At 69.4% G+C, this 20,775-nt stretch carries 19 protein-coding genes and 1 pseudogene; 5 read left to right on the plus strand and 15 right to left on the minus strand.

Annotated features, from left to right (window positions below; all coding sequences use genetic code 11):
- Positions 1–95: 95 nt before the first annotated feature.
- Positions 96–2,132 (minus strand): ATP-binding protein, encoded by a 2,037-nt coding sequence (locus tag ACN28I_RS33030; protein WP_420945886.1) that lies wholly within the window; start codon positions 2,130–2,132, stop codon positions 96–98.
- A gap of 61 nt (positions 2,133–2,193) precedes the next feature.
- Positions 2,194–2,493, minus strand: a pseudogene (locus ACN28I_RS33035) (PAS domain-containing protein); the annotation flags it as partial.
- Between the two features lie 183 nt (positions 2,494–2,676).
- Between ACN28I_RS33035 and ACN28I_RS33040 the strand changes: the two are divergent.
- Both ACN28I_RS33040 and ACN28I_RS33045 read left to right on the plus strand, forming a co-directional pair.
- Positions 2,677–3,450: an FKBP-type peptidyl-prolyl cis-trans isomerase gene (locus ACN28I_RS33040; protein WP_420945887.1), complete on the plus strand. Its 774-nt coding sequence runs from the start codon at positions 2,677–2,679 to the stop codon at positions 3,448–3,450.
- Positions 3,451–3,642: 192 nt separating this feature from the next.
- Positions 3,643–4,506 carry a dienelactone hydrolase family protein gene (locus ACN28I_RS33045; protein ID WP_420945888.1) on the plus strand — a complete coding sequence of 288 codons (864 nt, stop codon included), beginning with the start codon at positions 3,643–3,645 and terminating at the stop codon, positions 4,504–4,506.
- 3 nt (positions 4,507–4,509) lie between these two features.
- Here the strand turns inward: ACN28I_RS33045 and ACN28I_RS33050 are convergent, their stop codons facing one another.
- Positions 4,510–5,055: a CAP domain-containing protein gene (locus tag ACN28I_RS33050; RefSeq protein WP_420945889.1), complete on the minus strand. Its 546-nt coding sequence runs from the start codon at positions 5,053–5,055 to the stop codon at positions 4,510–4,512.
- A gap of 98 nt (positions 5,056–5,153) precedes the next feature.
- On the opposite strand from ACN28I_RS33050, the gene ACN28I_RS33055 reads away from it, so the two are divergent.
- Positions 5,154–6,095 carry an agmatinase family protein gene (locus ACN28I_RS33055; protein ID WP_420945890.1) on the plus strand — a complete coding sequence of 314 codons (942 nt, stop codon included), beginning with the start codon at positions 5,154–5,156 and terminating at the stop codon, positions 6,093–6,095.
- 21 nt (positions 6,096–6,116) lie between these two features.
- Here the strand turns inward: ACN28I_RS33055 and ACN28I_RS33060 are convergent, their stop codons facing one another.
- The 11 genes from ACN28I_RS33060 to ACN28I_RS33110 form a co-directional block, all read right to left on the minus strand.
- A complete protein-coding gene (locus tag ACN28I_RS33060; protein WP_420945891.1) occupies positions 6,117–6,542 on the minus strand; it encodes a VOC family protein in 426 nt (141 codons plus the stop codon).
- Between the two features lie 477 nt (positions 6,543–7,019).
- Complete coding sequence (locus ACN28I_RS33065; RefSeq protein ID WP_420945892.1) at positions 7,020–7,796, minus strand: Imm49 family immunity protein; 777 nt, start codon at positions 7,794–7,796, stop codon at positions 7,020–7,022.
- A complete protein-coding gene (locus ACN28I_RS33070; RefSeq protein ID WP_420945893.1) occupies positions 7,793–8,371 on the minus strand; it encodes an imm11 family protein in 579 nt (192 codons plus the stop codon). Before ACN28I_RS33070 ends, ACN28I_RS33065 begins: the two co-directional genes overlap by 4 nt.
- A gap of 48 nt (positions 8,372–8,419) precedes the next feature.
- Positions 8,420–9,325 (minus strand): AHH domain-containing protein, encoded by a 906-nt coding sequence (locus tag ACN28I_RS33075; protein ID WP_420945894.1) that lies wholly within the window; start codon positions 9,323–9,325, stop codon positions 8,420–8,422.
- Between the two features lies 1 nt (position 9,326).
- Complete coding sequence (locus ACN28I_RS33080; protein WP_420945895.1) at positions 9,327–10,394, minus strand: hypothetical protein; 1,068 nt, start codon at positions 10,392–10,394, stop codon at positions 9,327–9,329.
- 433 nt (positions 10,395–10,827) lie between these two features.
- Positions 10,828–10,956, minus strand: coding sequence for a hypothetical protein (locus ACN28I_RS33085; protein ID WP_420945896.1), 129 nt, complete (start codon positions 10,954–10,956; stop codon positions 10,828–10,830).
- 193 nt (positions 10,957–11,149) lie between these two features.
- Positions 11,150–11,827: a LysM peptidoglycan-binding domain-containing protein gene (locus ACN28I_RS33090; protein WP_420945897.1), complete on the minus strand. Its 678-nt coding sequence runs from the start codon at positions 11,825–11,827 to the stop codon at positions 11,150–11,152.
- Positions 11,828–11,973: 146 nt separating this feature from the next.
- Positions 11,974–12,918: a thrombospondin type 3 repeat-containing protein gene (locus tag ACN28I_RS33095; protein WP_420945898.1), complete on the minus strand. Its 945-nt coding sequence runs from the start codon at positions 12,916–12,918 to the stop codon at positions 11,974–11,976.
- Entirely contained in the window at positions 12,918–13,889 is a 972-nt protein-coding gene (locus ACN28I_RS33100; protein ID WP_420945899.1) for an esterase/lipase family protein, read from the minus strand. Before ACN28I_RS33100 ends, ACN28I_RS33095 begins: the two co-directional genes overlap by 1 nt.
- Before the next feature lie 114 nt (positions 13,890–14,003).
- A complete protein-coding gene (locus ACN28I_RS33105; RefSeq protein ID WP_420945900.1) occupies positions 14,004–15,338 on the minus strand; it encodes a DUF1552 domain-containing protein in 1,335 nt (444 codons plus the stop codon).
- Entirely contained in the window at positions 15,335–17,023 is a 1,689-nt protein-coding gene (locus ACN28I_RS33110; protein WP_420945901.1) for a DUF1592 domain-containing protein, read from the minus strand. Before ACN28I_RS33110 ends, ACN28I_RS33105 begins: the two co-directional genes overlap by 4 nt.
- A gap of 347 nt (positions 17,024–17,370) precedes the next feature.
- Between ACN28I_RS33110 and ACN28I_RS33115 the strand changes: the two genes are divergently transcribed.
- Positions 17,371–18,408, plus strand: coding sequence for a type VI immunity family protein (locus ACN28I_RS33115; RefSeq protein WP_420945902.1), 1,038 nt, complete (start codon positions 17,371–17,373; stop codon positions 18,406–18,408).
- Here the strand turns inward: ACN28I_RS33115 and ACN28I_RS33120 are convergent.
- A complete protein-coding gene (locus tag ACN28I_RS33120; protein WP_420945903.1) occupies positions 18,297–19,679 on the minus strand; it encodes a hypothetical protein in 1,383 nt (460 codons plus the stop codon). The genes ACN28I_RS33115 and ACN28I_RS33120 overlap by 112 nt on opposite strands.
- Positions 19,680–19,911: 232 nt before the next feature.
- Here ACN28I_RS33120 and ACN28I_RS33125 point away from each other — a divergent pair, with 232 nt between their 5' ends.
- Positions 19,912–20,769, plus strand: a complete 858-nt coding sequence (locus ACN28I_RS33125; RefSeq protein WP_420945904.1) for a CheR family methyltransferase — start codon at positions 19,912–19,914, stop codon at positions 20,767–20,769.
- Positions 20,770–20,775 lie beyond the last annotated feature (6 nt).

Here is a 20,775-nt window from a genome sequence, read left to right on the forward strand (position 1 = left end):
GACGCGAGACAGCATCGAGACATGTAACGCGCCGCGCCCGGGTGGGTGTCCTGGAAAATCTACGGTCATCGGGGGACCGGGCAGGCGAGTGTCACTCAGTGGAGTCCCGCCTGGGGGGGCGGAGGTCCCAACCGGCTCTCGGGGCCCGCCAGCGGCAGCACGAGGTGGAAGGTGGCGCCCGCGCCCGGTGTGCTCTCCGCGTCCACCCCCCCGCCCAGCGCCTCCACGAGCTGGCGCACGATGTACAGCCCCAGTCCAAATCCGCCGTACTGGCGGACGGGCACCGCGCGCTCGAACTTGCCGAAGATGCGCTCCAGGTCCTCCGGCGCGATGCCGATGCCATGGTCCGTCACCTCCAGCAGCGCCATGGCCCCGCTGGACTGCACCTGTACCTCCACGGGCGCTCCCGCCCCGTACTTCAGCGCGTTGGACACGAGGTTGGTCACCACCTGCTCCAGCTTCGTGCGGTCCCACCGGCCCACCACCGGCCCCTGAGCCTTCAACTCCAGGCGCGAGCGCGTGCGCTGGGCCTCCTCCTGGAAGCGCTCCAGCACCTCGCGCACCAGTTGCACCAGGTCCACGTCGCTCAGCTCCAGCCGCAGCCGCCCCTCCGCCAGGCGCGACACGTCCAGCAGCTCGTCCATCATCCGCGCCAGCTTGTGCAGTTGCCGTTGCGCCTTCTCCAGCCGCTGGACCGACTCGGCGTCCTCGGGCCGGGTGCCCTGGCGCGCCCGCTTCAGCAGCGTGTGCAGTTGCAGGCTCAACGAGGTGAGCGGCGTCTTCAGCTCGTGCGAGGCGACGCTCAGGAACTCGTCGCGCACCCGCACCATCTGCTCCGCCGCCGCCCGGGCCTCCTCCGCCTCGGCGAAGAGCTGGGCCCTCCAGCGCGCCTCGCGCTCGCGCTGGGTGACGTCCACCGCCAGCCCGAGCGTGCCCACCAGCCGCCCCTCGGGGTCGCGCAGCGGCACCCAGTGCGTCTCGTACATCAGCCCGCTGCTCAGCGGGACCATCGAGAAGAACTCCTCTCCGGAGAGCGCCCGCCGCACATGGGCGAGCAGGGCCGGCTCGGCGCGGTAGAGGTCGAAGATGGAGATGCCCACCACCTGGCCGGGCCTGAAGCCCAGCGTCTCCAGCCCATGGCCCTCGGAGAGGGTGACGATGCCGTCCCGGTCCAGCGAGAAGAGCACCACGGGGGCGTGGGTGATGAGCGAATGGAGCCGGGCATCCGCCTCCCGGGCCGGGGTGGTCTCCGCCGGCTTCCAGTCCGACAAATCCAGCGCGAACGTCACCACCCGCCCCTCGCCCAGACCCGTCGAGCCCAGCAGCACCGGCACGCCGCTGTCGTTCTTGCGCAGCAGCGTGCCCTCGTGGGAGTGGAAGAGGCCATCGGTGCGCAGCCGCCGCAGGGTGCTCTCCGTCACGACGCGCTCGCGCAGGGGGGTGAGCACCGGCCACGAGAGGCGCTCCTCGCGCACGTCCTGCCGCGAGTAGCCCAGCATCCGCAGCAGGGTGGGGTTGGCCTCCAGGACGCGGCCGTGGACGTCGCTGATGAACAGCCCCAGCAGGTCCGCGTCCCACAGGGAGAGCAGGGCCTCGACGCGGGTGTGCTCCGCCTCCACGTAATGGAGCCGGTCCAGGAAGCGCCCGAGGTGGTTGCCGAGCGCGTTGGCCATGGCCTCGTCCGCCTCGCGGTCCTTCCGGGGCTCGCGGCTGAGCAGCTCCAGCACGCCGTGCACCTGGCCGCCGCCGGGCACCGGCACGAAGAGGCCCCCGTGCAGCCCGTGCCGCGCCGCCAGGTCCGCGCGCAGGAAGCGCACGTCCTGGGTCACGTCCTGGCACCAGATGGGCTCCCGGCCCGTCCAGGCCACGCCCGGCAGTCCATCGGGAGGCGCGAAGGCGCGTTGCAGGGTGACGGTCACGAAGTCGCGCAGGCCGCCGTCCGCCGTCCAGAGGGTGACGGGCACCAGGGCCCCGTTCCCCCGCTCCACCCTCCAGTACGTGCCCAGCGTCCAGCCTTCCAACTCCCCACTGGCCCGGAGGGCGGCGTAGGCGGCCTCCTCCTCGTCCGCGACCGTCGAGAACACCTGCTTCAGCGTGGCGTCCAACACCAGCACCCGGTGGCTCAGCCGCAACTGCCGCTCGAGCTTCCACCTGCGCGTCCAGCGGGCGCAGGGAGACGATGAGCAGCCCCTCGCTCCCTCCTCCGGGCCAGGGCGACAGCCAGGCCTCCACTTCCCGCGGATGACCATTGCTGCGCAGGGCCCCCACCCGGTGGGGCTGACGGAGCATGGAAGGGGGCGCCAGGTCCTCGCGGGGCCACCCCGGCAGCCCCCCCGGAATCACCAGGGAGACGGGCCGGCCCAGCAGCTCCAGGCGGGACCAGCCCAGCAATTCCTTCAGCCCCGCGTTGGCATGGAGGATGCGGGCCGAACGGTCCAGGGCCAGCAGGGGTTCCATGAGGGAATCCAGGACGCTCCGCACGTCGATGTCCATGCCCGAGTGCCTCCCGGTGCCTGCTCGAGCCGGGCCGGGAGACGGAGGATTCCGTCTCCCGTGTTCCCGGTTCACCGGAAAAAGATAAGAACGGTCCGCTCCCCCGCCGGACCGCCGCTTTCTTCTTGTATAAGGGCGCCGGCATGGGCAGCGGTCGCTGCCCTGGTTGGAAAGGAAGGACACATGAGGAAGTTTCTGGTGGTGGCGTTGATGCTCGCGGTGGCGGGCTGTCAGCAGCAGGGTGGCGGCGGCGGCGGCGGCGGTGGTGCCGCGGCGGCCCCGCAGACGGATGACCAGAAGACGTTCTACGCGCTCGGCCTCACGCTGGGCCGGCAGATCCAGGTCTTCGACATGACGCCCGAGGAGCTGGAGTTCGTGAAGGCGGGCATGACGGCGTCGGTGACGGGCAAGGAGCCCGCGGTGGACATCCAGGCCTTCGGCCCGAAGCTGCCGGAGCTGGCGCGTACCCGCTCCACGGCCCGCGCGGAGAAGGAGAAGGAGAAGTCCAAGAGCTTCCTGGAGGAGGCGGCCAAGGAGAAGGGCGCCGTGCGCACCGAGTCCGGCCTCATCTACACGTCGCTGACCGAGGGCACCGGCGCGCAGCCGAGCGCCACCGACACCGTGAAGGTGCACTACCGGGGCACGCTGCCGGACGGCAAGGAGTTCGACAGCTCGCACAAGCGCGGTGAGCCGGCCCAGTTCCCGCTCAACGGCGTCATCAAGTGCTGGACCGAGGGTGTGCAGAAGATGAAGGTGGGCGGCAAGTCCAAGCTGGTGTGCCCCTCCGAGCTGGCCTACGGCGACCGTGGCACGCCGGGCATCCCCGGTGGCTCGGCGCTCGTGTTCGAGGTGGAGCTGCTCGACGTGCAGAAGAACGAGCAGCAGCCGATGCCCACCATGCCGGGCCAGCCGGGCGGCCAGCCCGCGGCTCCGGGCAACCAGCCGGCCAAGAAGTAACTCCCCGTCCCGGGTGGTCCTCGCGGGCCATCGGGTTCCTCCCCTCGCCGGGGCGGTGCCCGATGGCCCGTCGTCTTTCTTGCACCCGGCCGCGCGGGCCCCACGCAGCCCTGGCGTGGACGGTGGGGGCGCGTTACGCCGGGGCGCGCTCCAGGGCCCAGGTGCGAGAGCGGCCCGGAGGAGAGGATGCGGATGAGTCTGCGGACGATGTGGGGATGTGCGGCACTGGTGTGGCTGTCATTGGGTGGCGCGTTGAGTGGCTGTGCGGCGAAGCAGGGCGCGGAGAAGGGCGGCTCGGAGGAGCGGCGCGAGGAGCTGGGCGGCCTGACGGAGAAGGAGTTCGAGGGGCTGCACGAGCTGAAGGCGGAGGAGGCGCCGCCTCGCAAGGGGCAGATGCTGGAGATCGCCGGAGCGCGGGCCTACCTGAGCCTGCCGGAGAACGCGCGCAAGCCGATTCCAGGGGTGCTCGTCATCCACGAGTGGTGGGGGCTCAACGAGCACATCATGCACTGGGCGGACCGGCTGGCGGCCCAGGGCTACGCGGCGCTGGCGGTGGACCTGTACGGCGGCAAGGTGGCGGCCACACCCGAGGAGGCGATGGCCGCCATGAAGACGGTGGACCCGAAGCGCTCGCAGGAGATCCTCAAGGCGGCGCACCAGTACCTGATGACGTCGTCGCGGGTGCAGTCGACGCGCACGGGCGTCATCGGCTGGTGTTTCGGAGGCGCGTGGTCGCTGCGCGCGGGCATGGCCATCCCGGAGCTGAACGCGGTGGTGATGTACTACGGGCGGCCGGTGCTGAACGTGGACGAGCTGAAGACCATCAAGACGCCGGTGCTGGCCATCTTCGGCTCGAAGGACGAGTCGATTCCCAACGACGTGGTGGAGGAGTTCGACGAGGCGCTGTCGGACGCGGGGGTGGCGCACCGCATCCTGAAGTACGACGCGCCGCACGCCTTCGCGAACCCGTCGGCCCCGGGGCGCTACGACGCCGAGGCCGCGGCCGCCGCGTGGGACGAGGTGAAGGGCTTCCTGGACGAGAAGCTGAGACAGTAGGGCTCAGTAAGGCTTCTGGCCCACGAAGTTGCCCGGAGGCGTGTAGTTGCACACCCAGAGCTGCCACTTGGGGAACTGCGCGCCGAAGGGGGAGTTCTTCGTGCAGATGGCCGTCGCGCACCCCACCTGCGTGGTGTTGCGCCACACCACCTGCGTGTAGTGGCCGCACACCTTGCCCGGCGCGCACTTGTTCGTCGCGTACGAGTAGTCGGCCACCTCGGACACCCAGTCCTCCACCACCTGGGCGTTCGTCTTCGAGCCCGGGGGCGCCGCGGCGGCGAGGTTCTCCCCGAACTTGCCCCGGTTCTTGTTGTGCTCGAACCTGCACTGGTTGGCATAGGCCTGCGCCACCTTCGCCGCCTCCGGGGACCAGGTGAGCGGGGGCAGTGCCGGCTTCGGCGCGGGCTTCGCCTTCGCCCGGGCCTGGTTGTGCGCGGCCACCATCTCCGTCGCGAGGGACGAGTGGGCGCCGGCATTGGGTTTCGTGGCCGCGCCCGCCGTCAGGCAGGCCAGCGAGAGGGCGAGCAGGCTGAACTTCGAGGTCTTCATGGGGGCTCCTCTCCGTTGCAACACTTCGACGCGGGCTCGATTCGTGGCAAGGATGCGGCCCGAGGACCGAGACACCCTCACCCTACACGGAGCCGACCTTGGATACTCCGCACGACCCGCTCGCCGGCCTGCGCCCGGCCGCCGATCCCCGCGACCCCCGCGCTTCCGCGCTCCTGCGTCCCTTCTCGCCCGGCACGCTGCTCCAGGACCAGCCCGTCCTGCTCGGCTTGCCCTATGACGGGGGCATCCCCTCGCGCCCCGGCGCCCGCTTCGGCCCCAAGGCCCTGCGCGAGGCCCTCTCCGCCTATGGCTCCTTCGATGGACAGCGCGAGCTCGGTGAGGTGGTGGACATGGGAGACCTCACGCTCGCCCCCATGAATGGCTCGGTGACCCACTCCCGCGTCGAGGCGGCCTCCCGCGGCCTCTTCGCCACGGGCGCGCGCCCCATCTTCATCGGCGGAGACCATGGCCTCACCGGCTCGCTGATTCGCGGGCTCGCCGCCGCGCGTCCCGGACTGCGCCTGGCGCTCGTGACGCTCGATGCCCACCTGGACGTGCGCGAGTACGACAACGAGTCCTCGCTCTCCAGCGGCACGCCCTTCCGCCGCGCGCTGGAGACCCCGATTCTCACGGGCGCGCGCACCGCGATGATTGGCATCCGCTCTTTCGCCAACTCGCGCTACTACCTGTCGTGGGCGCGCGAGCAGGGCATCCATGTCTACACCGTGGAGGACGTCGCCGAGCGCGGCGCCGTGGCGGTTGCCCGCGAGGCCCTCTCCCGCATCATGAAGGACGCGGATGCGCTCTACCTCAGCGTGGACATCGACGCGGCCGATGCCGCCGTGGCCCCGGGCGTCAGCGCGGTGGGCGTGGGCGGGCTCTCCTCGCGGGAGATGATCGACGTGGTGCGCACCGTCGCCGCCGAGCCGTGGATGATCGGCGCCGACCTGATGGAGCTCTCTCCGCCCCACGACGAGAACGCCCGCACGGCCAAACTGGCCGCGCGGCTGCTCCTGGAAGTGCTCTCCGCGCGGGGGTGAAGCCGCGCGGGTGGCGTGGCGTCAGGCCTTCTTGGCCTTGGCGCTGTTGAACATCCAGTTGATGCCGAACTGGTCGCCCAGCGCGCCGAACATTTCACCCCAGGGAGCGTCGATGAGCGGCTGGACGACCTTGCCGTTCGCCGCCAGCGCGTCGAAGCAGCCCCTGGCCTGATCCGGATCGTCGAACTGGAGGGCGATGTTCACGTTCCCGTTCTGGGGCGGCGCCTCGCCGGTGGGGGCGCCGTCGCTCATCATCAGGAGCGCGTCGCCCACGCGCAGGGCCGCGTGCATCACCTGGTTCTTCATCGCCACGGGACAGCTCTGGTCGACGTCTCCAAACCGCTGGAGTGCCTCGACCTTCGCGCCGAGGGCACGCTGGTAGAAGGCGATGGCCTGCTCGGCCTTTCCGTTGAGGATGAGGTAGGGGGTCGCTGCCTTGATCGTCATGGACGGCTCCTTTCGGTGGAGAAAACGGCTCCCCTGGGGAGCCTCGCACCGATAGACGGCGGGACCGGCTCGAAATCATCGGTCCTCCCGCCGATTTCCGGAGACCTCCAGCGGCGGGTTCGATTCCCACCGCTTCCAATAGAGGTTGCCCGCCGCTCTGGGCAGAGCCTACTCCCAACGAAGATGCGCGGCTCGCCTTGGGGGACCAAATCTGGAGGCGAGCGCATAAGAGGAATGGGGGCAGTGTCGAGGACAACGGGGGGGAGCAGAGAGGCAGAGGAAAACGCGCGAAGCCGCCGGGCGCCTGGACAGCCTGAAGACCCGGCGATGGAGCGAGAAGCGGATGGGGTTTTTGCCGTTTGCGTCCTGAACACGTCGAAGTCGAACGTCCTCCTGAGCAACTCTGCCCACTGCACTCGCGGCGTCCTCTCCTTCTTCGGTTCCTTCCTGCTCGCTGCATCACGCGCGCCATGCGCCTTACGCGAGCACGTCCTCCCAGGAACTGGGAGCAGCAGAGGGCGGAGCGGGCAGTCTGACGAGCGAGGGCACGTGCAGGTAGTCCCTGCGGGTACGGAATCCTTTGCTCTCCGCGAGTGCAACCAGCGCCAGGCCTTCGATGCATACACATCCTTCGGTCGCGGCTTCCCAACGGGGAATGGCCTCCCTTGCCGCGAGGCGCTGGTAACGTGCGGCCCGCGCCGCCAGCAGCGACTCCAGGCCCTGCTCGAACAGCGCTCCGTCGTTCCCGAGAAACGCCTGCACGATGACCAACCGCGGCTCCTCTCCCGAGCCCACGAGCCCGACATACCGGTCCACGAGCTCGGCGTCTCGGGCCACATCCGGAGGCAGGAGGAAGTGTGAGCAGAGGAAGCTCGCATAGAGGAAGTCCTCCTCGTATTCGGAGCGGGAGTCCCAGGTCGCCCCAGTCTTCCGTGCGAAGGCCTCGGCCACCTGGACCTCCCCACAGCAGAGGGCATCCAGCAGGAGGGGCAAGGCCCGGACCTGAGTGAAGGCGGGTGTGCCCCGTGACGTGCAGAACGCCAACGCCGAGGCACTCTTGCGCAGGAAGTGATGGAACTCCCGGGCCGATGCCGACATCAGGAGCGAGCAGATGCCGGCGACGCGGTAGTTCCGGCAGAGTTCAAACACTTCCGCGGCGCTGGCCCTCCCCGCGCGCACGGCGGGAATCTTTTGTGCGTTCTCGTACAGTGCGTTCTTGCGGAAGACAGGCAGGAAGGTGGAGGCCAGGGTCATGTATTCGCGACCTCCAGGTGTTCGAGGACCACATTGGTGAAACCACCCGCCTTCAGAGCCTCTGCCAGGGGCTCGCTGATGACGTAGAAGTGGGGGGCCTCTCGCACCCGGAAGAGGTGGGAAGGCCGCTCCAGCTTCGCGGGCGAGAGCACGATGCGGCCCACGCCTACGACCTCTCCCTCCATCATTTCCACCTCGCTCCGTTCCAGGTCGATGCAGTCGAGTGTGCTGAGCGGGTTGACGATGCTGTAGTCATCGGCGTGGAGCCTGCCGCGATGGTTGTAGATGTGCACCGGCAGGTATTCGACCTCCTGCCCCTTGCACCACTGCTCGAGGAGCGCGCGCAGGGGGCGGGACACCACCAGCATCCGCTTGCTGTTGCCAATGAAGGACTCCAGTCGGAGTCCAGGGTTCTCCTCACTCAGGTCGATGCGAGGAGACTCCGGGTAGTGCCCCTTGACGGACTTGCCTCGCGCCAGGAAGGAGCTTCGGGCGCCGAGGCCCTGAGGGGCGGCATCCAGGAAGCACTGCTCCACGTCCGGCTGCCCCAGGGTCATCCAGCGGTAGAATCTCACGTATACCCTCCTCGGGTTGGAACCAGGTTCGAAGCGCGCTGCCGCTCACTAGCTTGACCCGAGCGCGACCTTCAACCCCGGCACTCGCTCTTCCACGGACCCGCCACCCGCGTAGGGCTGGGCCGGTGGAGGCGCGCCCCGAAGACTGTCCTGGGTGAGCAGTTTGTAGAGACGGTTGGATAGGGATTCGAGCCGCGCCTTCTGGAGCCGCCGGTCCTTGTCGGACAGGTGTTCCTTGTCCGGCAGGTCGCTGAAGTTGTCGCGGAAGACATCCATGATGTTATCCATCTCGTCCTGGACGAGACGGTTGTACTGGGTATGGTTGTTGGAACTGGGCCCGCCATGCTTGGGCAGCCGCAGGAGGTCCGAGATGACGTGGTCCATGGGCAGGAGGAGCATGTTCGTCTTGTGATTGATGTTGTATCCGGCGCGAAGCAGGGACTCCTCGAAGTAGAGGCGGATGTCCGACCCGGAGGTCATCCTTTCCTTGCCTTCCTTGCGGCGCGTCGTGGCAAGGTCCTCGGCCACCGCCTCGAGGCCCTTCTCGAGGGCGGCAACGGGGATGAGGTGGTGGGCGTCGTTCCAGTAGGGCTTGAGACCGCCCTTGAAGTTCTTGCCCTTGATGTCCCATTCCCTGCCGGTCTCGGTGGGGGCATCGAGCTCGGTGCGGTACCACTTGGGGTAGGCCGTCTCCGCGTTGTAGTCCGTCCGGGTCTTCTGCCCGGTGGCTGCCTTCTGGTAGGCCGGCCAGTTGTAGACGGACGGGTCTTCTTCCGCCCTGCCACGCGCCTGGTACCGGTGGCTGCAGGAGTGCACGTTATATTTGTAGATGCCGCGCCACAGGCACTTGCCACCGTCGAACCCCTTGGTGGAGTGGTGGGTGCGCCCCTGGACCGCATCGAGGTGTTGTTCCTTGGGAGACTTCTTCCGCGGGCTATTCGTGTCGTGGGACATGTCAGCTCCGTACCTTTTCCAGGAGCAATGCTCCTCCGTGACCTCGCTCGGAGAGCATGAGGATGAGCGAGGTATCCGTGAGGGAATAACCACGCCGCCAGGCACGGCATGCGACGCAGAGAGAGACGGCTCCGCTCGCGGCGCCCACGTCGCCCAGGGAGAGCGCCGTGGTGCGGAGGCGGACGTCCGGGGACAGCCGCTCCGACAGACGGACCCGGGCGTATGCCACGTGGGAAGCGCGCCAGTTCTCTCCATTCAAGTCGGTGTGGAGATCCCCGGAGAAGGACGAGGCGCGCCCCGCCATGTCGAGCGCCTGCTGGGTGACCTGGGCGAGCAGCTCACCCGTGGGTGGGTCCGTCATCGAGAACCGCTCGTTCCTTGCCGTGACGGCTCCACGAATGATGGCTTCTGGCCGTACCTGGCGGGCTCTTAGACTCCGCCGCGTCTCGAGCAGGAAGCAGGCCGCGGCCTCGCCCGGCATCAGCCCACAAGGCACGGAAGGAGACTTCAGCCGACGCTGATCCAGCAGTTCCTCGAGCGTGCGCTCATCCAGGTATGAGTCGGCGGCGATGACGACCACCCGCTCGACTCGTCCTTCCTCCAACATGCGCTGTGCATGACACACGGCATCCAGGGCGCCGGCATGCCCGCTCCAGAGCAAATGTGTGTGCTCGGGCGGGATGGGAACGCCGACGATGCGCAGGAGCGGCAGGACGTAGGCCTTCCTGAGGAGTTCAAGGTCCCGCTGGAGGTGCCCGCTCAGGCTTTCCTCATCCGGAAATGGAAGGGCGGCGATGAGCCCCGTCTGTCTCCAGAAGGCCGCGCTATTCCGGTCTGGCGGCGTGCCGTACGTGAGCAGGTCGTCGAATGCGCCCGCGGCCAGCCGCAGCCAGCGGCCCACGGCGAGAAAACCCTCCGTGTAGCCCTCGATGGGATGCGCGACGAGCGGCAGGGACTCGACAGGCTCGCTCTCGAGGACCTGGAAGGACCGTAGCGGCTGCGGGCGTACGATGCCTGCCCGGATGGCCGCGCAAGCGGGCACGACTCCGAGACCGACCGATGAGACCATGCCCAAACCAGTGACGGCGAGATCCATCAGACCCTCGATTCGAGGCCAGGGACGCTAGCTTCCCGCGTGCCGTGTGTCGAGGAGCCCCCGTGATCGAGCGCCTGGAGCCGCTGCGTATCCCGCTCGCCGCCGCCCATGCCCAACCGCATCAAGGGCAGATGGCACATGTCGCGGCGCATAAAAGGAATGGGGGCAATGTCGAGGACAGCGAGTGGGAGCACCGGCCGCCTCCGCCGGTACTCCCACCCGCGCTCTCCACCTGCCCCTCCCTGGTCACACCTCGCCAGGGCACAAGCTACCGCCAGGCTCCCACGAAACTCCGCCAAGCCCGCTCTGGGAGTGCCAGGCGGCGGGTTCGATTCCCGACGCCTCCACTGAGTATTGATGTGTGCTGCGAAGCTCACGTCGGCGGAAGCGGCGTCCAATCCGCTCCTCACTCAACGCTTAGCGCGAGGGGGGCGGCCTGGAGGTCCACCTCCTCGTCCTGCGCGCCGCCACAGCCGCCAGCTCCGGCCACAGTGAGAAGCGTGATGAGGGCCGCCCGCGACCATTTCCCGTTCATGTCCGTTCCCTCCTGCTGCACGTCCGCCAATCCGTTGAAGATGCCCTTCAGGGCAGCCCAGGGTGGGGATGGCAGGGGGGTCCTTCCATGCGGCTCCAGGACAGTTGCACTGTCGTCTCGCACACATGACAACGCCTCCGGTCGGTGGCCCCGGAGGCGACGGTTGCGACGGTGCCCAGCCAGGCGGCGGGCGTCAGATCGTCGGCATGAAGACCTTCAGCCCGGAGCGGCCACCGGCGCCGAGCGTGTTGCGCTCGATGAAGTCGCTCACCGACGAGCGGCCGTCACCGGTGGTGATGGCGGTGTGGCCGTAGATGCTGCCCAGGCGCGACGAGGTCTTCTCCCAGGTGAGGACGAGGCCCGGAGTCTTCAGCGCCTCTTCCAGCGACATGTTGACCTGCTTGAACTTGTCGCGCGGCAGGTTGTTGTCGATCTGGTTGCCGTTGCCCCAGACCTTGAAGCCGAAGGCGTTCTGGATGGCCTTGCTCACGCCGGTGGCGCACAGGCCCTGGCTGTTGTACCCGCCGATGCTCATCGCCGCCGCACGGCCCGCGCTCGCGAGCTTGTGCATCGCGGGAGTCGCCTGGCCCGGCTTCCCGGCGCCACGGCTCCCCTCGACCTGTCCGCCGCCCCGCGTGCCGCCGCTGCCGTGCGAGCCGCCCGAAGCCCTCGTGCCGCCGCCGCGGGTACCGCCCCTGGCGGGCTCGAAGCTGTCGTTCCGGGCGTGGCCGGGGATGCGCAGGGTCTTGCCCGCGTAGATCAGGTTCGGGTTGGCGATCTTGTTGATGCGAGCCAACTCCGAAACGCTGGTCTTGAAACGGGAGGCGAGGGCCGAGAGGGTGTCGCCCTTGCGAATGCGGTAGTTGGACATGAGCAATCTCCTGGAGCCATTGTCGCGGCGTCCGTCGCGGAGTTGCGTCCGGATTTCCCAGGGTCTTGGAATCCAACCGGGCCCACCCGGAGAATCCCCAGTAAAACCGGGGACATGGGCTGGCGCGGAGCTCCCCGCCACGGACCTCACTTCGCCAGGGGCACGCCCAGGTCCTGGAGGATCTTGAAGTCGAACACCAGCATTCCTCCCCAGGAGAAGGCGCGGCCATTGGCGAGGTCGAACTGGGCGAAGGGCATCACCGAGAGGATGTCGAGGAAGCCCACCCGGGGCCCCACGCCGAGATGCAGGGGCCGGTTCTCGACGCCCTCCACGCGCTGGGACCAGAGGAGGTGGGTCCCCATGCCGAACTTGAAATGCCTCCACCCCGAGCGCGCGTAGGGCGCCCACCCCATGGGCCGCCAGTCGAGCGCCGCGTAGGGGCCGAGGTGCTCGGCCGCGAAGATGTTCACCGAGTCGCCATACACCCCGGCGGACCAGTACCACTCTGGCATCCTCAACGCAGTGCCCTGCTCGTCGAAGCGCCACTCACCGAGCGAGCCCCCCAGGTGCAGCCCGAGCCCCGTCGAGCCGGCCCAACTCCCCTGGTAGCGATACCCGAGGGCGAGCGGGCGGATGAAGAACTGCAACCGCTGGACGCGGAGCTTGGGATCGGGCCGGGTCTTTCCCGGGCGGGTCTCCGGCTCGGGACATGGGGACTGCTCGCCGCTCTCGTCCCGGGGATTGTAGTCGGGGCAGTTGTCGCACTCGTCGCCCACCTCATCCCCGTCCGAGTCGGCGTGCTCGCCATCCTTCGCGGCGTGCTCCGGGCAGAAGTCACAGGCGTTCCCCCTGCCATCCCCGTCGCTGTCGTCCTGGCTGGGATTCGGATCGTGCGGGCAGTTGTCGGCGCACGCCTCCATCTGGTTGGGATTGCAGGGGGGCGCCTCCTTCTGGCCGGGAGGCACGTCCGGCACACCATCCTTGTCGCTGTCATCGATGCGCACCGGCTCGGCGACCGGGGGAGTCTGGGCGAGGGCCGGGGCCGACGCGAGCAGGAGGAGGCTGGCCAGGAGGAGGGGAGTGGAGCGCATCAGAGGCAGAGCTCGAAGACGTTGGGGTCACTGCAGAGCAGCGAGTGATCCGCCGCGGGAAGTCGGAGGAGGGTGGGCCGCACCCACGTGGGGAGTCTGTCGCGAGTGAACTGGTCCGGGACGAGGGTGTCGCCGTCCACGGAGAGGGTCCCCTTCGTCTCCGGGAAGTGGGGGAGCCGGAACGGCGTCGGCAGGTTGTTGCCCTGGATGAGGCGGACGAAGTCGAGCTTGCGCAGGGGCTCGAAGTATCCCCGCCGGGTGGCGCCAAGCAGTGCCCGCCCCCGCTCGAGCAGGCCCGTGTCGATGTGCCGCGAGAGGTCCATGGGCTCGCCGGGCGCGGGCAGGAGCCCGGCGTTCGTCCAGGTGGCGTCGAGGAAGAGGTCGGGGCGGTGGGGGTTGCCCTGGGTGATGCTCCAGCGCGGCAGCATCTGGTAGAGGGAGGGCCAGGTGCGCGCCACCTCCTTGGGGATGGAGCCCTTGATGAAGGTTCCCTCCAGCAGGGCGAGCAGTGCGTTCACCGTTCCGTAGAAGGGCACGCCCACGAAACACACGCCTTCGACGAGCCGCGCCAGCTCCTCGGCGCCGAGGAGCCGGGCCGCCGCCAGCACCACGAGCCCTCCCTGGGAGTGCGCCACCAGTCGCCAGCGTTCCCCGCGCGAGGCCTCGGCCTGGAGGTGCTCGGCGAGGCGCCTGCCGCTGTAGCGGATGTCCAGACGCCAGTCGTAATCGAAGAACGTCCACTTGGGGAGCGCGTGGTCGAAGGGCGCGTAGGCGAGCGTCATGTACCCGCGGGCCACGAGCGGGTTGTCGAGCGGCTCGAGCGACTCCGGGTCCGGCCCGTGTCTACAGCTCAGACTCCGCGCGGCACCGGCCTGGGTGAGGAGCTCGAAGATGGTCGCGGCCCGCGCTCCTCCGGCGCTCTCGTAGAGCACTCCCCCCGTCCCTGGGACCACCATCTGGCGGCGTGGCATCTGGCATCCCCCTTCGCTGCGAGGGGAAGCCAACACCAGACACGTGCCGGGGGCCTAACGCCGTGCGCCCGCAACGGCCATCATCTGACAGACCGGGGCCGGGATGTTCAGCGCTCACTCCTTCAACTGGGGGAGCGGTCCCGTGCCGTCGTCTCCGAAGCGGCTCACGTCCACGCCCACCGAGCCCAGCATGGAGATGAACAGGTTGGCGATGGGCAGCCCGCCGTAGCGCACGTGCCGTCCGGGCGTCACCGCGCCCCCTCCTCGCCCCGCGAGCACCACCGGCATGTCCGAGTGTCCGTGCGAGTTTCCGTCCGCCACCTCGCTGCCGAAGTACACCAGGGAGTTGTCCAGCAGCGTCGCGTCTCCCTCCTGCACCGACTTCATCCGCTGCAGCAGGTAGCTGAACTGCTCCAGCTCCCAGCGGTCTATCTTCGCGAGCGCCGCGTGGTTCTCCGCGTGGTGCTGGTGGTGCGAGTACGTGTGGTGCCCGCTCGTCAGTCCGAGGAAGTCGTACACCCGGTCGCTGCGCGCGTTGCCGAGCATGAAGGTCGCCACCCGCGTCAGGTCGCACTGGAAGGCGAGCACCATCAGGTCACACATCACCTTCGTCTTCTCGCGCACGTCGTGTGTCCGCTCGGGCCTCGGTCCCTTCGAGCACGTGGGCGCCTGCTGGTCGAGCGCCGCCACGCGCAGCTCCAGCTCGCGCACGCTGGTGAAGTATTCGTCCAGCTTGCGCTGGTCCCTCGTCCCCAGCCGATGCTTCAGCGCCCGCGCGTCCTCGCTCACGAAGTCCAGGATGCTCTGCTCGTAGGCCTTGCGCTTCTCTATCTGCGCCCGCGTCGCGTCCGGGTCGAAGCCCGAGAAGAGCCGGTCGAACACCGCCTGCGGGTTCGTCTCCTTGGCGCGGGGGCTGGTGGGTCCCGCCCAGGAGATGTTGCGTGCGTAGGCGCAACTGAAGTTGGCGTCACACGAGCCCGTTCCATCCCCTCCGTCGTTGCCCAGCTCCAGCGAGGGCAGGCGCGTGTGCGGCCGCAGCGCCCTGGCGGCGAGCTGGTCCATGGAGACGCCCGCGCGAATGTTGTCTTGCGTGTTCGTCTTCACCACCTTCACGCACGAGAGGAAGGCGCCGGTGCCCGCCGCGTGGTGGCCGAACTCGTCTGGCCTTCCGGGCTCGTGCGACAGCCCGGAGAGCACCAGCACGTCGTCCTTCACCGGTGCCAGGGGTTGCAGCGTGGGAGAGAGCGTCCAGGATCGCCCGGTGCCCTGGGGCGTGAAGTTCGGCATGTAGAGGCCGCAGGGCACGTAGAAGACGGCCAGGCGGCGTGGCGTGGCTCCGGGTTCCGCCGCCCGGGCCACTGGCGGCTCCATCTGCTCCAGCACCGGGAGTGCCATCAGCGCCCCCAGGCCCCGGAGCACCGTCCGCCGTGACAGCTTGGGGTTCTTCATCGAGCGCCCTCCACGTCCGCGCTCCCCGGCTCCCCGCGGCGGTGGGTGAAGGCCTCGCTCCGGGTGAGGGAGAGGATGAGATCCGACAGCCGCCCTCCGCGTGTCTTGGCCTGGCTCGCGACGTCCTCCAGCGTGCAGGCATCCGCGCTCGTCGGCCCTCGCCCCAGCCCGTAGGCGAGCAGGTGCTGGGTGATGCAGCGCTCCAGCGCCGGGTCCGCCTCGAGGAGGGTGCGCAACTCCACCCCGTCCTTGAAGCGCAGGCCTCCGGGCAGCTCGCCGCTCGGGTCCACCGGGGCGCCGCTCACTTCTTCCTTCCGCCGCCACGCACCCACCGGGTTGAAGTTCTCCAGCCCGTAGCCGATGGGGTCCATCAGCACGTGGCACCCCGCGCACGCCGGGTCGCTGCTGTGCCGGGCCATGCGCTGCTTGATGCCCATGCTCGGGTCCACCGGCGGCGGCAGGCCCTCCACGTTGGGCGGGGGGGGCGGCGGGGCCTTGCACAGGAGTTGCTCGAGCACCCAGAGGCCCCGCTTCACCGGAGAGGTCCGGTCCGGGTGCGAGGTGACGGCGAGGATGGAGCCCTGTCCCAGCAGGCCCGCGCGCTCCGGGTGCGCGGAGAGGTCCACCCGCGTCATCTGGCTCGTGCCCGGCGAGGGCAGGCCGTAGTGCCGGGCGAGCCGGTCGTTCACGTAGGTGAAGTTCGCGTCCAGCAGATCTCTCGCCGGGTGGTCTCCGAGGAGGAACTCGCGGAAGACGAGCCGCGTCTCCTGGCGCATGGCCTCGCGCAGCGAGTCGTCGAAGGGGTAGAGGAGCGGGTCCGGGTGGAGGGAGTCGAGCGCGCGGGTGTACAGCCATTGCCCGGCGAAGTTGTCCACCAGCGCCTCGGCCTTCGGGTCCGCGAGCATCCGGCGCACCTGCCGCTCCAGCTCCTCGGGCGTGTGCAGCGTCCCCGCGTCCGCCGCGGCCATGAGGGCCTCGTCCGGCATGCTGCTCCACAGGAAATAGGAGAGGCGCGCGGCGAGCTCGTGGTCATTCAGCGGGTGCGGTGTTGTCGAGGCCGGGTCCGGGTCCAGCTCGACGCGGTAGAGGAAGTGCGGCGAGAGGAGCACCGCCCGCATGGCCAGCTTCATGCCCGTGTCGAAGCTCTCGCCGTGCGTTCGGGCGAGCGGAAGGAAGGCCAGGAGCCGGTCCACCTCGGCCGGGGTGACGGGCCGGCGCCAGGCGCGGCGGGCGAAGCGCTCCAGGATGAGGCGTCCGCAGGGCAGCGGGTCCGCCGGGTCCGGCGTGCAGGTGCGCATCCGCGTCCAGGAGGCCTCCACGAGCTTCTCCGCCGCCGCCGCGTACTTCTCCATCAGCAGCGGCCCGAGGCTGAGCACGTCCGCGTTGTTGTCGAAGCCGTAGCCGTGGTCGTCGGTGGGGAAGTCGCGCGCCGGACGGGTGGTGTCTCCCAACAGGTCTCGCACTGTGTTGTCGTACTCGGCGCGGTTGAGCCGGTGCAGGGTGACGCGGCCAGGGTCTCTCGGGCCCAGACAGGCCGGGTCGCCGGTCTCCGTCTGGGATTGCGCGGGGTCCGGGGGCAACACCTTGGCTTTCGGCAGCTCGTTGCGCGTACAGCCGGCGAGCAGCAGCGCACAGGCCGTGCCCGTCAGCACCTTCCGCCAGCCACGTGGGACGACCTCGTACACGTCGGACCTCCTCTCTCGCGGGAGGTCCTGAGCAATTTCGCCACCAACCCCGCTGCGCGTCGGGCGCCGCACGGCCGTCCCTGCCGGAGGGATGGAGTCGTGTCGGGTACCCATCGGACGCATGGGCAGGCGAATGGCAGACGAAGGAAGCGGAGTGCCTCACGTGGGCCGCCGCACGCGCCACCGTGGGGTGCACGCGTTCACGGCCCTCGCCAGCAGGATGTGGTTCCAGGTTGCCGGTGCTGCGACATCATGGGCGCTTCGAAAGGAGAAGACATGCCGTACCGTTTCGTGCGCCGTTGGGGATGGGAAGTCCATCGCATCGGCCCTGGGGAAGGAGTCTTCTGGTGAGCGAGCGTTACCCGAGAATCCGCCTCCGCACGAGGTTCGGGGGCTACTGGATACATGAGGGCTTGCGGCTGGACTTCTACATGCGCCGGCCGCACACGCAGATGGCTCGGGCGGTGATGCGCTCGATGGACACCTATCTGGACGCGGTGGGAGCGGAGAATTTCGCCTTGTACGTGGACGACGAGGGCGACTTCCAGGAACTCGATGCAGAGGGCTGGGCGTTCACGCGGCGCCATCTGCTGGAGGATCCCTGGCCCCGCGTCATCCTGGAGGAGGCCAGCACAGGTGCTCCGGAGCGTTACCAGTTCGAGTATTACGGCAGGCGGATCGACGACCCGGAGTTGCCGGTCTCGGCCAAGCACGCGTGTGTGGCGTCGTTCTGGCTGCCCTCGGAGTACCTGGAGGAGCACGGCCCGGAGCGGGTCCGCGCATTGGCGTTGGAACTGGCGGCCCCTCTGCCCTTCTGTTCCGGGAACGTGGGCCTGGCCTTCCTGGGTCCGAACGACGTGGTGGGTGTGACGGAGGAGATTCGCGAGCGGTGTTTCCGCTACCCGGGCATGGACATCCCGGATGTCGTGTCCTTCGCGTACAACATCGGCACGCGGGTGCGAGGCCCCTCGTGGCTTACGTTCCTGGGCCAGCCGGTGTTGGGAGAGCTGGGCGGTGTGGACGCCTTGCGTGCGCGGTTGCACTCGCCGGGAACCACGGTGCAGGACCTGGATGGGGGCCGGGCGGTGGTGACGCTCGGTGAATGGCCGGAGGCGGGCGACATCGAGCAGGGCCGCACGCTTCCCGCCTACCGTGCAGCTCGCTCGCGTGCTGGAGCCCTGGCGTTACGAAGGGCCCCAGTACGACAAGGACTTCTCTCCCGAAGAGCGGCGCCGCTGGGAGCGCCGGTTCCTCGACTGACCTCGCTCCGCCCTCAGCGCGCCAACTGGAGCAGGAAGGTGTTGGCGCCCGGCGCCGGGCTCAGCGGGCCGGTGCCGAAATCCACCGGAGCCCGGAAGGTGCCGGTGAGGGCGCTCTCTCCGTAACGCGACACGGACAGGTCCACCGGCAGCGTCTGGGCGGACGGGTACGTCCGGCTCCACTGGAGATTCCCCGTGGGGCGCTGGAGCCGCAGCACGTACACGTTGGTCGCGCCCGGGTAGCCCTCCAGCTTGCCGAGGCCGAGGCCGAAGTCCTCGCCTCCCGTATAGCGGCCGGCCACCACCACTCCCGAGCCCTGGTCCATCTCCACCAGGCCCCAGGTGCTGCCGAGCAGCGAGCCCCAGCGCGCGTTTCCGTCCCGCCCGTAGGCGAGCGCGAAGCCGCGGCTCGAGGGCGCGGCGAGCACCTGCCCACCGAAGACGATCGTCCCCGTGTAATAGCCAGACACCACCACCTGGCCCCCGTGTGCCGCCACGCTCATGGCCACACCCGTGGCGCCCTCGAGCAGCCGCGTCCACTGGAGCGTGCCCTCGGAGGACACCCGCGAGAGCGAGGGCACGAGAAGCGGGGAGGGCGGGACGAAGCGGCCACCGGCCAGGTACAGGTCTCCCGCGTCATCCTGGGCGAGGTCCATCGACACGCCGCGCGCGGAATCGACGAACACCCAGCGCAGCGTGCCCTGCGCGTCGTACTGGACGAGGTAGGGCTGGGTGGCGCCGGTGACGGGGCCGTTGCCGAAGTCCACCTGGCCCGTCAGGGTGCCCCCGAGGGTGATGTGGCCCCGCGTATTGACGGCCAGCTCCGTGGCCAGCGTGGGCAGGGGACGTGCCCAGAGCGGCTCCCCGTTCCCATCCAGCCGCGCCAGGAAGGCCCCGGGCGGCAGCACGTGTCCGCCGAGCTCCAACCCACCGCTCTGCACACCCGTGAGGAGCACGGTGTCGTAGGGCTCGACCGCGAGGGCCAGTCCCCGCACGTACGCGGTGCCCGTCCCCGGAGGCGCCGCGAGCGGCCGGGTCCACAGCAGCCTGCCCTGGAGCGAATACTTGGAGAGGACCAGGACGGAGGCGCCGGGCGCGCCGATGGGGCCCTCTCCGAGGTCGATGGGCGTGCGGTGGTTGCCCAGCGTGAGGATGTGGCCCCGCGAGTCGTGCACGACGGCCACGGGCGCATCGGTCTCCACCGCGCTGCGCATCGTGTGCACCCACTGCGTCGCGCCTCCGGCGTCCGCGCGCCGGGGGGCTGCCCGGGCCGCGAGCTCCTGGTTCGAGAGCTCGTCGGCCATCCACTCCTCGCCGGGTCCGCAGCCCGCGAGCACGGCCGCCATCACGAGCAAGAGGACGGACTGGGGGTAGGCTCGCTTCATCTCTCCGGCCATGACTGCCTCCTGCCGGCAATGCCGGCGCTCGTAGGGCCAAGGTGGGGGTTGCCCGCCAAGGTCTCAACGGTGAAGACGGTCGCCGGTTCGAGCCGCCCGTCCGGGAGGACATCGCGCCCGTCGGGCCTTCAACAACCAGGGGGGCTGTATGGCTTCCAGTTTTTGAGAAGCTGCGCGCCTGTCCTTTTCGAGTGCTTGCTCCATGTATGGGGGCAGGAGCGCCAGTGGTGAAATGGCGGGAGCCGCGGAGCGGAGGTGGTGCGTGACGGATGCCGAGTGTCTGGAGTTGCTGCGGTGGGCCGCGTCGCGCTTGGAGCTGCGCTACGAGGGCTTCCGCCGCGTGCGCGGGCAGGTGTGCAAGCGCGTGGGCCGGAGGATGAAGGAGCTCGGGGTGCCCGGGCTGGCCGCCTACCTCGAGCGGCTGGAGGCGGACCCCGCCGAGCGCGCCGTGCTGGATGCGCTCTGCCGCGTCACCATCTCGCGCTTCTACCGGGACCAGGGTGTCTTCGACGCGCTCCGTGAACCGTTGCTGCCCCAGGTATTGGAGGCCGCGCGCGCCCGGGGCGAGTCCACCTTGCGCGTGTGGAGCGCGGGGTGTGCCTCGGGGGAGGAGCCCTACACCGTGGCCGTCCTCTTCCAACTGGGCCTGCGGCCGCGCTTCCCGGACTTCCGACTGGAGCTGGTGGCCACCGACGCGGACGCCTCGTTGCTGGAGCGGGCCCGCCGTGGCTGCTACCGGCGCGCCACGCTGCGCGAGCTGCCCTCCGCCTGGGTGGACCAGGCCTTCTCCTCCCAAGGCGATGCGTTGTGCCTGCGGCCCGAGTACCGCGAGGGGCTCGACTTCCGCTGCCAGGATTTGCGCCAGGACATGCCCGAGGGCCCCTTCCACCTGGTGCTCTGCCGCAACGTGGCCTTCACCTATTTCGCCCGGCCCGTGCAGCGCGAGGTGCTGGCGCGGCTGTTGGCGCGGCTGGTGCCCGGGGGGCTGCTCGCCATCGGCGCCCACGAGTCCCTCCCCGAGGACACCCAGGGCCTCGTCCGCGCCGCGGGGGCGCTGCCCCTCTTCCACCCCGCCGGCCCGCGCCTTTGACGCGCA

The organism is Archangium gephyra (assembly GCF_049060025.1).
In the GTDB taxonomy this organism is placed as follows: Bacteria; Myxococcota; Myxococcia; order Myxococcales; family Myxococcaceae; genus Archangium; species Archangium gephyra_A.

Bases quoted from the DNA above. Each gene is read 5' to 3' on its own strand.
- ACN28I_RS33050 (WP_420945889.1), bottom strand. From the start codon at position 5,055: ATGAAGACCTCGAAGTTCAGCCTGCTCGCCCTCTCGCTGGCCTGCCTG.
- ACN28I_RS33080 (WP_420945895.1), bottom strand. From the start codon at position 10,394: ATGGTCTCATCGGTCGGTCTCGGAGTCGTGCCCGCTTGCGCGGCCATC.
- ACN28I_RS33095 (WP_420945898.1), bottom strand. From the start codon at position 12,918: ATGCGCTCCACTCCCCTCCTCCTGGCCAGCCTCCTCCTGCTCGCGTCG.
- ACN28I_RS33085 (WP_420945896.1), bottom strand. From the start codon at position 10,956: ATGAACGGGAAATGGTCGCGGGCGGCCCTCATCACGCTTCTCACTGTG.
- ACN28I_RS33040 (WP_420945887.1), top strand. From the start codon at position 2,677: ATGAGGAAGTTTCTGGTGGTGGCGTTGATGCTCGCGGTGGCGGGCTGT.
- ACN28I_RS33125 (WP_420945904.1), top strand. From the start codon at position 19,912: ATGGCGGGAGCCGCGGAGCGGAGGTGGTGCGTGACGGATGCCGAGTGT.
- ACN28I_RS33060 (WP_420945891.1), bottom strand. From the start codon at position 6,542: ATGACGATCAAGGCAGCGACCCCCTACCTCATCCTCAACGGAAAGGCC.
- ACN28I_RS33105 (WP_420945900.1), bottom strand. From the start codon at position 15,338: ATGAAGAACCCCAAGCTGTCACGGCGGACGGTGCTCCGGGGCCTGGGG.
- ACN28I_RS33045 (WP_420945888.1), top strand. From the start codon at position 3,643: ATGAGTCTGCGGACGATGTGGGGATGTGCGGCACTGGTGTGGCTGTCA.
- ACN28I_RS33075 (WP_420945894.1), bottom strand. From the start codon at position 9,325: ATGTCCCACGACACGAATAGCCCGCGGAAGAAGTCTCCCAAGGAACAA.
- ACN28I_RS33100 (WP_420945899.1), bottom strand. From the start codon at position 13,889: ATGCCACGCCGCCAGATGGTGGTCCCAGGGACGGGGGGAGTGCTCTAC.
- ACN28I_RS33065 (WP_420945892.1), bottom strand. From the start codon at position 7,796: ATGACCCTGGCCTCCACCTTCCTGCCTGTCTTCCGCAAGAACGCACTG.
- ACN28I_RS33120 (WP_420945903.1), bottom strand. From the start codon at position 19,679: ATGGCCGGAGAGATGAAGCGAGCCTACCCCCAGTCCGTCCTCTTGCTC.
- ACN28I_RS33090 (WP_420945897.1), bottom strand. From the start codon at position 11,827: ATGTCCAACTACCGCATTCGCAAGGGCGACACCCTCTCGGCCCTCGCC.